At 73.0% G+C, this 13574-nt stretch carries 12 protein-coding genes; 5 read left to right on the forward strand and 7 right to left on the reverse strand.

Annotated features, from left to right (window positions below; translation table 11 throughout):
* Positions 1-10: 10 nt before the first annotated feature.
* Complete coding sequence (locus ACGFR7_RS13300) at positions 11-754, reverse strand: bifunctional DNA primase/polymerase (protein ID WP_393317326.1); 744 nt, start codon at positions 752-754, stop codon at positions 11-13.
* A 163-nt stretch (positions 755-917) separates the two neighbouring features.
* Positions 918-1517: a TetR/AcrR family transcriptional regulator gene (locus tag ACGFR7_RS13305; RefSeq protein WP_393317329.1), complete on the reverse strand. Its 600-nt coding sequence runs from the start codon at positions 1515-1517 to the stop codon at positions 918-920.
* 180 nt (positions 1518-1697) lie between these two features.
* Here ACGFR7_RS13305 and ACGFR7_RS13310 point away from each other — a divergent pair, with 180 nt between their 5' ends.
* Both ACGFR7_RS13310 and ddaH read left to right on the forward strand, forming a co-directional pair.
* Positions 1698-1874: a DUF6243 family protein gene (locus ACGFR7_RS13310; protein ID WP_393317331.1), complete on the forward strand. Its 177-nt coding sequence runs from the start codon at positions 1698-1700 to the stop codon at positions 1872-1874.
* Between the two features lie 119 nt (positions 1875-1993).
* Positions 1994-2851, forward strand: coding sequence for a dimethylargininase (gene ddaH, locus ACGFR7_RS13315; protein WP_393317334.1), 858 nt, complete (start codon positions 1994-1996; stop codon positions 2849-2851).
* Positions 2852-2953: 102 nt separating this feature from the next.
* Here the strand turns inward: ddaH and ACGFR7_RS13320 are convergent, their stop codons facing one another.
* From ACGFR7_RS13320 to ACGFR7_RS13335, 4 genes are all read right to left on the reverse strand, one after another.
* A complete protein-coding gene (locus tag ACGFR7_RS13320; protein ID WP_393317337.1) occupies positions 2954-3907 on the reverse strand; it encodes a small ribosomal subunit Rsm22 family protein in 954 nt (317 codons plus the stop codon).
* Positions 3908-4066: 159 nt separating this feature from the next.
* The gene (locus ACGFR7_RS13325) at positions 4067-5143 is read right to left on the reverse strand and encodes a serine hydrolase domain-containing protein (RefSeq protein ID WP_393317340.1); all 1077 of its coding nucleotides are present in this window, start codon (positions 5141-5143) and stop codon (positions 4067-4069) included.
* Positions 5144-5199: 56 nt separating this feature from the next.
* Complete coding sequence (locus ACGFR7_RS13330) at positions 5200-6534, reverse strand: multidrug effflux MFS transporter (RefSeq protein WP_393317343.1); 1335 nt, start codon at positions 6532-6534, stop codon at positions 5200-5202.
* A 133-nt stretch (positions 6535-6667) separates the two neighbouring features.
* Positions 6668-8332, reverse strand: coding sequence for an alkaline phosphatase D family protein (locus tag ACGFR7_RS13335; protein ID WP_393317346.1), 1665 nt, complete (start codon positions 8330-8332; stop codon positions 6668-6670).
* Between the two features lie 165 nt (positions 8333-8497).
* Between ACGFR7_RS13335 and ACGFR7_RS13340 the strand changes: the two genes are divergently transcribed.
* The 3 genes from ACGFR7_RS13340 (at position 8498) to ACGFR7_RS13350 (ending at position 11770) form a co-directional block, all read left to right on the forward strand.
* Positions 8498-9427: a DUF4429 domain-containing protein gene (locus tag ACGFR7_RS13340; protein WP_393317349.1), complete on the forward strand. Its 930-nt coding sequence runs from the start codon at positions 8498-8500 to the stop codon at positions 9425-9427.
* Between the two features lie 49 nt (positions 9428-9476).
* Complete coding sequence (locus ACGFR7_RS13345; RefSeq protein ID WP_393317352.1) at positions 9477-10412, forward strand: SDR family oxidoreductase; 936 nt, start codon at positions 9477-9479, stop codon at positions 10410-10412.
* A 299-nt stretch (positions 10413-10711) separates the two neighbouring features.
* A complete protein-coding gene (locus ACGFR7_RS13350; protein WP_393317354.1) occupies positions 10712-11770 on the forward strand; it encodes a peptidase in 1059 nt (352 codons plus the stop codon).
* Positions 11771-11821: 51 nt separating this feature from the next.
* Here ACGFR7_RS13350 and ACGFR7_RS13355 read toward each other — a convergent pair whose 3' ends face one another.
* The gene (locus ACGFR7_RS13355; RefSeq protein ID WP_393317357.1) at positions 11822-13540 is read right to left on the reverse strand and encodes a CocE/NonD family hydrolase; all 1719 of its coding nucleotides are present in this window, start codon (positions 13538-13540) and stop codon (positions 11822-11824) included.
* Between the last annotated feature and the right edge of the window lie 34 nt (positions 13541-13574).

Below are 13574 nucleotides of genomic sequence, written 5' to 3' on the forward strand. Positions count from 1 at the left end.
CGGGGTCAGCTCAGCGGCCGATCGGCCAGGCCGCCGTCTCGTGGTGGTGCGGCTCGCGGACGTTGAACTCCGCGCAGGCGTCGGTGAGCGATTCCAGCAGCGTCAGCGGGTCGGGCAGGGCCAGCTCGGGGCCGCGCAGCCAGGTCACCGCGGGCTGCTCACCGGGCAGCGCCGAGGGCGGCAGCAGTACATAGCTGCCGCGGCAGTGCCAGCGCAGGCCCGGGTGCTCGTCCATGGTCTCGGGGTGGCAGTCCAGCTCGCAGGGCCACCACTCGTCCTCGTCGTCCGGGGTGCCGCGGGTGGCGGTGAAGAAGAGCATCCGGCCGTTGAACCCGGCGCCGCTGAGGGTGATCGGCCCGACGTCGATACCCGCCGCGTCCAGCCGTCCCAGGGCGCTGCGGCCCGCCTCGACGGGGACGTCCAGCACATCGTGGATGATGCCGGTGGCGGTGATGAAGTTGGCCTGCGGGAGGGTGCGGACCCAGGCGGCGACCTTGTCGCGGTCGGTGGTGGCGACGGTCTGCCAGCCGAACGAGATGGGGTGACGGGCGGGGGTGGGACAGCCGATGCGTTCACAGGAACAGCCGTAGCCGGAGGGGTGCGCCGCCGGGGCCACCGGGAAGCCCGCTTCGGCCGCCGCCAGCAGCAGGTCCTCGCGGCTGCGCGCAGCCGCTGATCCCGTGTCCGTATCGCCGCCGTCCGATCCGCTCTTCGGCCGGCGCAGCCACTGGGAGAACCTGCTCTTGCGTTCCATCTATCCCCTCACTTCGAGCGGTGGTCTGGGATCAATGCTGCCACCATCCTGCGCCTCGGGTGACCGGTGTGGAGATCCGGGGTGAACGAAGGGCGGACCAATACCGGCAATTCAGGTCATCGACGACAGGATGCCGCCGCCTGCGCCCGGCCGCCGGGTGCGCTCAGCCGCGTGGCCGCAGGCCGTGCAGCACCTGGTCGACAAGGGTGTCGACAAAGTCGTAGGTCAATTCGCCGGCACGCATCAGCCAGCGCTGTGAGAAGGGACTCAGCATCATCTCGGTGGCGATCCGCAGATCGACGCCCTCGGCGAGCTCGCCGGCCTCCTGGGCCGCCCGCAGCCGGTCGACGTAGACCCGGGTTCCGGGTTCCATCAGCCGCGCGACGAAGGTGCGGGAGAGCTCCTCGTCGTTGGCGCCGGCGGCCGCGAGGGCGCGATAAGGGGCCTGGAACGCCGGATCGTTGAATTCGTCGACCGTGGCATGCAGCACGGACTTCAGGTCCGCGGCCAGGTCGCCGGTGTCCGGCAGCCCCTGCGCGGAGTAGTCGTCGACGCCGGCGGTGAAGGCATCCAGCAGGACGGCGGCCTTGGAGGGCCACCAGCGGTAGATCGTCTGCTTGCCGACCCCGGCCCGGGAGGCGATGCCTTCGATCGTGAGCTTGTCGTAGCCCACCTCGCCGACGAGGGCGAGGGCGGCGTCGAAGATCGCCCGGCGGGAGCGTTCGCTGCGACGGGTGGAGTCGGGGGCTGCTTTGTCGGCCATACGGCGAGTCTAGCCAGAGGGAGGCGAGACGTATCGTCTTGACGAGACGCGGCGTCTCGTCCATGATGGAGTGCGGTGGGCGAGACGCTACGTCTCGTTCACTGCGGAGGAAAAGGCCGCGGCGGAAAGGTTCCGCAGCACAAAAGGCTCAAGAGGAAAGCGACGAGGAAGGGGAACGCCATGAGCAAGGGAAACGCCGGCGGGATGCTCGGGGTCGGCGGCACCCGCGCCAAGCTCTCGCGCGGCGCGCTGCGCGGCGGCGGCACCGCGGACCACGGCGGCCAGGGGCTGCCCGATGACCGGGAACGGCGCCGTGAACTGCTGCGCAGGTTCCAGGAGCGGGCGCAGGAGAAGTGAGCCGCGGACCACCCGAACGGTGCTCGGTCCGGGGCGCCGGGGCTCCGCGCGGCGGACGATGTGGGAGCGCGTACGAGATCACGTACCCGCCTGAGCACCGCCACCGTGAGGAGCCTTCCTTGCGTATCCCCCGGCGCACCGCCACCCCCCGCCGCTATCTGATGTGCCCGCCGACGCATTTCCAGGTCAGCTACGCCATCAACCCCTGGATGAACCCCGGCAAGCCCGTCGATCTCGCCCTGGCGCAGGCCCAGTGGGAGGATCTGCGCGACCGCTACCGCGCGCTCGGCCACACGGTCGAGGAGCTGGCGCCGCGCCCCGGTCTCCCTGACATGGTCTACGCCGCCAATGGCGCCACCGTCGTGGACGGGCGGGTGCTCGGCGCCCGGTTCGCCTTCGCCGAGCGGCAGGGCGAGGCCGCGGTGCACGCCCGCTGGTACCGCGACCACGGCTTCGCCGACGTCGGCACCCCGCAGCACGTCAACGAGGGTGAGGGCGACTTCGCCGTCACCGCCTCCTGGCTCCTGGCCGGCCGCGGCTTCCGCAGCAGTCCGCTCTCCCATGCGGAGGCCCAGGAGTACTTCGCCCGGCCGGTGATCGGCCTCGATCTGGTCGACCCGCGCTTCTATCACCTCGACACGGCGCTGTGCGTGCTCGGCGGCGGGGGCCGGCCGGGCGGCGGGGCGGCGGAGGGTGCGGCGGAGGTCATGTACTACCCCGGCGCGTTCTCCGCCGGGAGCCGGGCCGTGCTGGCCCGGCTGTTCCCCGACGCGCTGCTCGCCGGCGCGGCCGATGCGGCGGCGTTCGGGCTGAACGCGGTGTCCGACGGTCTGCATGTGCTGTTGCCGCAGGCGGCGGTGGGGCTTTTCGAGCCGCTGCGGGCGCGGGGGTACGAGCCGATCGGGATGGATCTGGCCGAGCTGATGAAGGGCGGGGGAAGCGTGAAGTGTGTGACGGGGGAGCTGCGTTCGGCGTGAATCCCCGCGGGTGGGGTCAGGGCCGGTCCGGGGGGGTCAGGACCGGTCCCGGGTGGGGTCAGGACCGGTCCCGGGTGGGGTCAGTGCCGGTACGGAGCCGGGTCAGGTCCAGTCGTCGCCCCAGGAGGCGTCGCGGGCGTCGCGGTAGTGGGTGCCGTGCCGCTTGGTCACCGTGGTGCGCTGCAGGCCGTCCTGCGCCGTGCACAGGTCCAGGAGGACCTGGCCCTTGCGGAGTTGGGGTTTGCGGATGATGCGGGCGGGGGCGGGGGTGGCGTCGAGGGTGGTCGCGGCCACGTAGCTGAACTTTTCGTCCTCGTACGGGAGGGAGCCGCCCTTGACCTGGCGGTGGAGCGAGGAGCGGTTGACCCGGGCGGCGAAGTGGCACCAGTCCTCACCGGGGACGATGGGGCAGGTGTCGCCGTGCGGGCAGGGGGCGACGATGCGCAGTCCGGCCTCGGTGAGCTGGGTGCGGGCCTCACGGATGCGGAGGTAGCCCTCGGGGGTGCCGGGTTCGATCAGGACGACGCTACGGGCCGCGGCGGCCGCCGCTGCGACGACGGCACGGCGGTCCTCGGGACGCAGCTCCCCCAGGACGTAGGAGACGGTGACGAGGTCCGTGCCGGTGGGGACCGACAGGCCCTCGCCGATGGTCGCCCGCCGCCATGTGGTGTCGGGGAGGGTCTTGGCGGCCAGTTCCCTGCCGAGGTCGAGGGCGGGCTGCGCCCAGTCCAGGACGGTGCTGCGCGGGCCTTCCCAGGTGGCCGCGGTGGCCCAGGTGGCGGCGCCGGTGCCGCCGCCGATGTCGACATGGGTGGCCGGGGACCAGTCCGGGACCCGCGCGGCGAATGCGGCCAGCGCCGCCCGTACCGCCTCGAAGGTGGCCGGCATGCGGTAGGCGGCGTACGCGGCCACATCCGCGCGGTCACGCAGGACCGGGGCGTCGGTGGGGGTACGTCCCCGGTAGTTGGCGATCAGCCGCTCGACGGCCTGCGCGGCCTGTTTGGGCGGCAGGCCGTCGAGCAGGCCCGCCAGCGCGGCGCGCAGTTCCTCGTGCATGGGGGAAATTCTACGGGGCCCGGTGGGATGCCCTGCCTGGTCATGGGGTGCGCTGCCGGTCATGGGGTGCCCTGCCCTGTCATGGGGTGCCCTGCCCCGTCGTGGGGTGCCCTGCCCCGTCATGGGGTGCGCTGCCCCGTCGTGGGATGCCCTGCCCGGTCAGGTGGCGCGGGAGACCGCGCGGGCCAGCCGGGTGGCGGCCGCGGCGCGGGGAGCGCTGCCGCCGTTGTGGCGGCGGGGGTGGACGGTGTTGGCGAGGAGGACGAGGAAGGTGTCGGTGGCCCGGTCGAGGACCAGGCTGGTGCCGGTGAAGCCGGTGTGCCCGGCCGCGCCGCGGCCCGCCAACTCACCCATGAAGTACGGCTGGTCGACGCCGAAGCCCAGGCCCGGCGGGTCGAGGAGGGCGGCGACGGCGTCGGGACCGAGGATCCGGGCCGTGCCGTAGGCGCCGCCGTTGAGCAGGGTGCGGCACAGCACCGCCAGGTCCTGGGCGGTGGAGAACAGGCCCGCGTGACCGGCCACGCCGCCCAGCGCCCAGGCGTTCTCGTCGTGCACCTCGCCGCGGACCAGGCCGCGGTCCGCCTTGGCCCAGGGCCGCCGCTGGTCCTCGGTCGCGGCCACGCCCTGCGGCGCCAGCGGACCGTAGGAGGTGCTGGCCATGCCCAGCGGGCCGGTGATGCCGTCGCGGATCAGGGCGTCGAGCCGGTGTCCGGTGCGCTGCTCCAGGAGCAACTGGAGGGCGATGAGGTTGAGGTCGGAGTAGCGGTGTGCGGTGCCGGGGCGGCCGCTGGGGGCCGCGGCCTCGGCCCACAGGAGCGCCAGTTGGGCGGCGCGGGTCCGGTGGTCGTGGAAGGGCAGCTCGGGGGCGAGACCGGAGGTGTGGGTGAGCAGCTGCCGGACGGTGATGCCGGGGGCGAAGGCGGGCAGGTCGGCGCGGACCTCGTCGTCGAGGGCCAGCCGGCCGCGTTCGGCCTGCTGGACGGCGGCGATGGCGGTGAAGAGCTTGCTGAGCGAGGCGAGGTCGAAGACGGTGCCGACCCGCATCGGCTCCCACCGGTCGCGGGGCAGATCGAGACCGCGCCCGAGCCCGGGGTCGTAGGACCGGTAGCGCAGCGCCCAGCCCGCGGCGGCCTCGGCGGCGACGACGGGGCCGCGGCCGGCCAGGACGACGACTCCGGGGGCCCAGGGCGGACGGCCCTCGGGCAGCGCCCGCACGCCGCGGACCAGCCGCTCCATACAGGCGGGGTCCAGTCCCGCCCGGGCGGGGGTGCCGTAGGTGAGTCTCGGTGCGTTCAGAGCCTGGTCCTCTCGCCGGCCGTGCTCCCGTTGCTCTCCCCCCTACGCTGCCACGGGCGGCACATTCCCAGGAAGCTCACGAGCGCCAATATGGCGCAGGAGAGCTGTACGAGGGCCATCGGCAGGGCCGTTCGCTCGCCCGCGATGCCCACGAGCGGCGAGGCCACCGAGCCGAGCAGGAAGGTGGAGGTGCCCAGCAGCGCGGAGGCGGAGCCGGCCGCATGCGGGGTACGCAGCAGCGCGAGGGTGTTGGTGCTCGGCATGACCAGGCCCATCGCCGACATGAGGACGAAGAGGCCGGCGGCCACCGGCACCAGGCCGGGACGGCCGAAGACGCCGGAGGACATCACCAGCAGCCCGGCGGCGGCGAGCGCGATCACGGCCAGGCCGGTGCCGAGCACCTTGTCGAGGCTGACCCTGCCGACCAGGACCTTGCCGTTGAACTGGCCGACACACACCAGGCCGACCGAGTTGAGGCCGAAGAGCAGGCTGAAGGTCTGCGGGGAGGCGCCGTAGATCTCCTGGATGACGAACGGCGAGGCGGAGATATAGGCGAAGAGCGCGGCGAAGGCGAAGGCGCCGACCAGGAGGTATCCGGAGAAGGCGCGGTCGGCGAGCAGATCACGCATGGTGCGCAGGGTCTGGCCGAGGCCGCCGGAGTGGCGGCGGGCGGGCGGCAGGGTCTCGTCGAGCCTGCGCCACACCAGGAGGGTGAGCGCCACTCCGACGACGGTGAGGACGACGAACACGCCGCGCCAGTCGGTGATCTGGAGGATCTGGCCGCCGATGAGCGGGGCGACCACCGGCGCCGCTCCGGAGATCAGCATCAGGGTCGAGAAGAACCGGGCCATCGCCACGCCGTCGTACAGATCGCGGACCACCGCCCGGGCGATGACGATCCCGGCGGAACCCGCCAGGCCCTGCAACAGGCGGCAGCCGATGAGGAGTTCGGCGGTGGGGGCGAACGCGCACAGCGCGGTCGCCAGGATGTAGATCACCATGCCGGCCAGCAGCGGGCGGCGGCGGCCCCACTTGTCGCTCATCGGGCCGACGATCATCTGGCCCAGCGCCATGCCCGCCAGGCAGGTGGTCAAGGTGAGCTGGACGGTGGCGGCCGGGCTGTGCAGGGCCGCGGTGACCTGCGGCAGGGCCGGCAGATACATGTCCATGGAGAGCGGCGGGACCGCCGTGAGGCCGCCGAGGACGAGGGTGACGAGGAGGCCGGTGCGGCGGGACGCGGGCAGCGGGGCCGGTGTGTGCGGTGCTGCTGCCGCGTCCCGCTCGGCTATGGCGGGAAGTTCCGTGGAATCGGCCGTGCCGGGCTCCGTCATCAGGTCTCCATGGGTCGTCGAGGGCGGCTCCATGGTGTCATGCACAAGGCGCCTTCCGGCGAGTTCCGGACCGGTCCCTTCGACGGAAACCGGACGTTCCGGGGTCCTAGGTCGCAGGTCCCGGTCGGCCCCGTCAGGCGGGCTTCAGCCCCGGATCACCCGCCTCGGAGACGAAGGAGGCGGCGGTGTGCACCGGCGCCCCGGGGGTGGTGACGGCGGACACCGTGCGGTAGTCGGCGCGGGCGGTCTCCTGGCCGAGGGTGACGGTCACATAGCCGCGCCGGCCGTTGTAGAACTTCATGTGCGGGTTGGCGGCCAGGTACGTGGCCCAGTTGCCGGGCTTGTCCGCGCCGTCCTTGCCGCTGGCGATCGAGGTGGTGACGAACTCCACCCCCGCGGTGCGCGAGCCGGGGTCCTTGAAGTCCTTCTTGATGTCGAACGCGTAGTGGACGTGCACATCGCCGGTGAGCACGACGAGGTTGTCCACGCCCGCCGACTCCGCGCCCGCGAGGACCCGGTCGCGGGAGGCCGCGTAGCCGTCCCAGGCGTCCATGCTCAGCTGGTAGCCGGCGCCGGTGGCGTTGCGCCGCTCGGAGAAGGTGACCTGCTGCGGCAGGACGTTCCAGCGCGCGGAGGACTCCCGCCAGCCGTCGATCAGCCAGCGCTCCTGGGCGGCGCCGGTCAGGGTGCGCGCGGGGTCCAGGGACTCCGGGCCCGGGGCGTGCCAGCCGTCACCGTAGGCCTGGTCGGAGCGGTACTGGCGGGTGTCGAGGATGTCGAACTGGGCGAGCTGCCCGTACTGGACGCGGCGGTAGAGCCGGGCGTCGGCGCCCTTGGGCCGCTGCGGGCGGCGCAGCGGCTGGTTCTCCCAGTACGCCCGGTAGGCGGCGGCCCGGCGGACGAGGAACTCGTCGGGCGGGAGGTGGTCCTCGCTGATGTCGGAGGCGTAGTTGTTCTCCACCTCGTGGTCGTCCCAGGTGACGATGAAGGGGTGCGCGGCGTGCGCGGCCTGCAGGTCCGGGTCGGACTTGTAGAGGGCGTAGCGCAGCCGGTAGTCCTCCAGGGTGACCGTCTCCCGGTTGAAGACCGCGGGCAGCGTGCGGTCGGTGTAGTTGCGGACGCCGCCGGCCGCGCCGACCGGGTACTCGTAGAGGTAGTCGCCGAGGTGGAAGACGACGTCGAGGTCTTCCTCGGCCAGGTGCCGGTAGGCCGTGAAGTAGCCGTCGTGGTAGGCCTGGCAGGAGACCGCGGCGAGCTTCAGCTCGGAGAGCCGGGCGGCGCGGGCGGGAGCGGTGCGGGTGCGGCCGGCCGGGCTGATCCAGCTGCCGGCGCGGAAACGGTAGTAGTAGACGCGGTCGGGCGCCAGGCCGGTGGGCTCGATGTGCACGGAGTGGTTGAACTCCGGGTGGGCTTCGGCACGGCCCTGGCCGGCCAGCCGCTGGAAGCGCTCGTCGTAGGCGACTTCCCAGCGGACGGTGACCCTGGCGTCCGGCATGCCTCCCCCACTCTCACGTTCGTTCGAGCGGGGGGACCCCCATCCGGGCTCGTACGGGCGCGGGGCGAGGCGGGTCCACAGCACCACGGAGCCGGGCCGCGGGTCCCCGGAGGCGACGCCGAGGGTGAAGGGGTTCTCGGTGATCTTCCGCGCATCGGCCTCGGCGGCGTAGGCGCCGGTGCCCGGGAGGTTGGTCGTGAAGGCGAGCGCGGCGGCGGCTCCGGTGACGGTGAGAAAGCGGCGGCGGCCGAAGTGTGCGGCGGCGGCCCTGATCTCCTGCTCGTGCGGTGCGTGGTGCGTCATCTGGCCCTCCCCTGGCGGCGGTTGTCCCCAGTGATTGCAGGGCCGCGGGACGGCGCGGCGCTGTCCCGTGCACGACGCAGGCATGACAGGTGGATGAGGACCGGTCCCGCAAAGGACGCCGTCGGACAATCACGGCACCCGCCGTGCCTCCGTAGGATTCGGGGCATGGCTGAACTGATGGTGCGCGACGGCACCTGGACCTTCGACCACGAGGCCGTGCGGATCGTGCCGGGGCACGAGCGCGGGGTGCACAAACTCCGCCAGGATCTCGGCGAGTTCACCGTGCCGCTGATCGCGATAGCCAAGATCGCCTACGAACCGGCCCGCAAGGGCGGCCGGCTGCGACTGCGGCTGCGGGAGGGCGCCGATCCGCTGCTGCAGGTCACCGGCGGCGGGCTGCCGGACGAGGCGAACCCGTACCAGGTGGCCGTGGACGCCGCGCGGGTCGATGTCGCCGAGTACTTCGTGGACGCGGTGCGCCAGGCCCTGCTGCTGGAGCAGATTCCGGACGGGCCCGCCGAGCGCTATCTGCTGCCCGGCCCGGCCGTGCCGCTGTCGGCCGCGGGAGTGGACGGCATCGCCTCCTTCGACGGTGAGCGGGTGCGCCTCGAATGGCGCTGGAACACCAGTGAGACCAAGCGGAACCAGGGCCCCAGGGACTTTGCGCCGGCCGATCTGGAAGCGGTGGAGTGGCGGGCCGCCGCCGGGCTGGAGTCCGGCTATCTCCGCTTCCGGACGCACGGGTCGACCGACCTGATCGCGCCGGAGCACGACCCCCATGCCATCGAACTGTGGGGCTTCAAGAAGGAGAGCGGCACGACGGCGCTGCTGGCGGCCGCGGTCGCGGCGCGGCTGCCGCATCCGTCGGCCGGCCCAGGCAAGGCCCTCAGGGCGGACGCGCCGGCCCTGCCGGCCGCCCCGGCACCCGCCCCGGCCGCTCCCCCGGCAGCCGGCGCGACCCCCGCCGACGACCATGACGCCCTGCTACGGCGGCTGCGCGAACTGGGCGAACTGCGCCGGGAGGGCATCCTCACCGAGGAGGAGTTCACCGCCACGAAGGCCGCGGTGCTGCAGCGCTTCCACACCACGGGCTGAGGCGCGGCGGCTGCCCGTCCGCCCGCCGTACGCCGTTTACGCTGCCGCCATGGCAGAGAACACAGAGCCGGCACGGACCGCGCGGACGACGCCGAGGGCACGGGCCGGGCAGGTGGGCGGCACGGCGACCGCGGACCGGCCCACGCTGCCGGCACCGACCTCGCGGGGCGGGCAGAGCTTGCAGACGGCACCCACACCACAGGAGGCACGGCAGGGCGGGGCCCCGCACCGGAAGGTCGCCGTGGTCACCGGCGCCGGCTCCGGCATCGGGCGGGCGGTCGCCCATGCGCTGATCGCCGCCCACTGGACGGTGGTCCTGGCCGGGCGGCGCGCGCAGGCACTGGCCGAGACCTCCCGGCTGGCGGGCCCGCTGGACGCCGGCGGCCCCGCGGTCCTGACGGTGCCGACCGATGTCACCCGCCCCGATGAGGTCGACGCCCTCTTCGCCGCCGCCCGCGAACGCTTCGGGCGGGTCGATCTGCTCTTCAACAACGCGGGCACGTTCGGCCGGGCGGTGCCGCTGGAGGAGCTGTCCGCTGACGACTGGCGCGCGGTCGTGGACGTCAACCTCACCGGCTCCTTCCTCTGCGCCCAGGCCGCGTTCCGCGCCATGAAATCCCAGGAGCCGCAGGGCGGACGCATCATCAACAACGGCTCGGTCTCCGCGCACACGCCGCGCCCGCACTCCGTCGCGTACACCGCCACCAAGCACGCGATGACCGGTCTGACCAAGTCGCTCTCCCTGGACGGCCGTCCGTACGGCATCGCCTGCGGCCAGATCGACATCGGCAATGCGGCGACCGAGATGACCGGCCCGATGCAGACCGGCATTCTGCAGGCGAACGGCCAACTGGCGGTGGAGCCGGTGATGGACGCGGCGGACGTGGCCCGCACGGTGGTGCACATGGCGGAGCTGCCGCTGACCGCCAATGTGCAGTTCGCGACGGTGATGGCGACCAACATGCCGTATATCGGGCGGGGTTGAGGAGAACGGCTGCGGGCGGGGTCGAGGGCACGGCGGAGGGCGGGGCCGGCGGCGGGCCGGGAAGGCGCCGGGGCGGGATCCGCCGCCGGGCCGGATCGCGGCGGCCGCGGGCCCGGGGCCGAGCCGCCGCACCGGCCCGGCGCGTCGAATCCCCGTACGACCCCTGCCCTCCTGTCGCTTGCGGTGGCACCCTTACCTCGGATCCGCACCACTCATCTGCCGGGGCCGCCCGCGCGCGGCCCCGTTCCCCCGCGGCCGGCGCGCCCCGTCGCGCGCGGCCCCCGCAGAAGGAGTTACGCGTGAGACGAACCGTTCGTGGCATACCGGCAGTTCACGGCACGCCCGCGGCACACCGCGCGCACCGGTCCCGGGCCGCCCTCGGCACCCTGACCGCCGCCGGTACGCTGCTCGCCCTGCTGCTCCCCACCGGCTCGGCCGCCGCCACCCCGCCGAGCTCCCACCGCTCCCCCGCCCCGCGGACCGCCCCCGGCGCCTTCTGGACCGCGGAGCGGATGCGCAGCGCCGTTCCCCTGGACCTCGCCGCACCCGCGAAGCACGCCCCCACCACCGCCGTCCCGCGCAGCGCCCCGCTGAAGGTGGCCCCCACGCTCCCGCAGCTCCCGCAGCTCCCGCAGGCCTCGAAGGCGCCCTCCGCCACCCCGCTGCTCCCCGGCACGCTCCCCCAGGCCGGCGGGCCCTGGACCGGCGGCGGCGCGGTCACCAAGACCACCGGCCGGGTGTTCTTCACCTACCAGGGCCGTACCGCGTCCTGCTCCGGCGACGCGGTGACCAGCGGCAACAAGAGCACCGTGCTCACCGCGGGGCACTGTGTGAAGCTGGGCGGCGTCTGGCACACCGACTGGGTCTTCGTCCCCGGCTACCACGACGGCGAGGCCCCGTACGGCAAGTGGCCCGCGGCCAAGACGCTCTCCACCCCCCAGTGGACGGCGAGTGAGGACATCAACTACGACGTCGGTGCCGCGGTCGTCGCCCCGCTCGACGGCAAGAAGCTCACCGATGTCGTCGGCGGCCAGGGCCTGTCCTTCAACTCCGGCTACAGCAAGGCGATGTACGCCTTCGGCTTCCCCGCGGCCGCCCCGTACGACGGCAGCAAGCTGATCTACTGCAGCGGCACCACCTTCAAGGACCCGCTGTTCTCCGGTGACCACGGTCTGGCCTGCAACATGACCGGCGGCTCCAGCGGCGGCCCCTGGTTCACCGCCTTCGACGAGAAGACCGGCACCGGTCTGCAGTCCTCGGTGAACAGCTTCGGCTACCAGTTCTGGCCCAACACCATGTTCGGCCCCTACTTCGGCGACGACGCCAAGAACCTCTACACCACGGCCCAGTCGTCCTGACCTCCGGCCCCGCGCCTCGGGGGCCGTACGGCCGGACCGCGTGCGGCCCCCTCACCCACCGTCCCTTCCCGGCACAACCGGCAGCAGCAGAAAGGACGGCTGCCTCCCCCCGCTGATCAGCGTCGTCCGGCCCGCGTAGACGTCCGAGCCCCGGTCCTCGGCATCCGTGTGCACGAACGCACCGTTGCCCCGCATCGCGACCTCCGACGCCGACGCCGACGGCCACGGCCCCTCCCCCGGAAACTCGAAGTCCCGGCCCTGCACCGAGACGCCGAGGCGGTATCCGGCCGGCACCACCACCGACGTCGGCCAGATCTCGATGTGCAGGTCGACCGGTTCGCCGGGGGTGAGCGGCTGCCGCTCGTCGAAGGGGTGCCAGGGCCGGTACGGTTCGCTGCGCGCGGGGTCGGGCTTGCGCAGCGAGGCCCGCAGCCAGCCCAGTCCGACCGCCCCGCGCGGGTCCACCGCGCTGACGAAGCTGACATCGCGGCCGCCGGGGTCCTGCACCCGGAGGGTGAGGAACAGATCGGCGTCCGTGGTCGACGACGCCACCCGCAGCGACGCGGAGGCGGGCCCGGTCAGCTCCAGCTCGTCCGTCAGGGGCTCGGTCCAGAACGTCAGACCGTCGCCGAGCGCATCGAACCCGGCACTTTGCTCGGCGGGGGCCGCCGCCGGCGCGAGCGCCAGGCGGTCGAGATCGAGGTGGAACGCCGTCCACTGCGTGCGCGCCAACGGCCACTCCCCTTCCGGCCGTTGCTCGAAGCCGCCGTCGGCCCGCCGGACGTTGAGGAGGACCGGCGGCTGCTCGTCCCAGCCGGTGTCGCGGCCCTGGAGGAAGTGCCCGAAGAACCGCTTCTGCAGGCCGACCCCGTAGTCCGTGTAGAACTCCACCCAGTGCTGCAGCCCATGCACTTCCAGCCACTTGTGGTCACTCGCGACCCCCGCATACCCCTCGAAACCGCCCCGTGTGTGCAGGGGATGCGCCCAGTTGACCGCGGACAGCACGGGAACGGTGATCCGCGGCAGGTCCGCGGTCCGCTCCCGGTAGTACGCGTCGAGCAGCGCATGATCGTGCACCGCGCCCACCGTGTCCGCCGCGTTCTTCGCCCGCTCCTCGTCGCTCAGCACCCCGGGGCCGGTGACCGGAACGCCCGTGATCCGGTGCCAGGGGCTGCCGGCCACACCGTGCTGCACCGAGGCGACCTGCACCGGGTACCACTGCTGCAGGAAGGTGTGCAGGATCCCGCCGTGATGGGTGAGTTCACGGTAGAAGTCGGTGCCCCCCTCCCACGGGCAGATCGCCGCGAGGTGCGGCGGCCGCAGCGCGGCGACCTGCCATTGGTTGACCGCGTAGTACGAGATGCCGAGCAGCCCCACCTTGCCGTTGCTCCAGGGCTGGACCCCCGCCCACTCGATGCACTCGTAGTAGTCCCGCGTCTCGCGCGGCGAGAAGATGTCCAGGTAGCCCGGTGACCGGCCGGCACCGCGCGAGTCGACCCTGATCACCACGTACCCTTCGGGCACCCATTTCTCCGGATCGGCCGTCTCCCAGTTCTGGTAGCGGTTCGAGGACCCGGCGACGGCATCCGGGTGCTCGTCCGACAAGGTGCGCCACATGGGGGCGAACCCCTCCTGGAAGGCGAGCCCCTTGGCGTACGGCCCATGGCTCATGATCACGGGGTGGGTCGCACCGTCGTCCGGCAGGAACACATCGGCGCGGAGCTCGACCCCGTCGTCCATCGTGATCGGCGCATCCCAGTCGACGAGCATCACACCGTCCTCGGAGCAACCCCCGAAGCACTGA

This window comes from Streptomyces sp. NPDC048516, assembly GCF_043199875.1.
Lineage (GTDB): Bacteria > Actinomycetota > Actinomycetes > Streptomycetales > Streptomycetaceae > Streptomyces.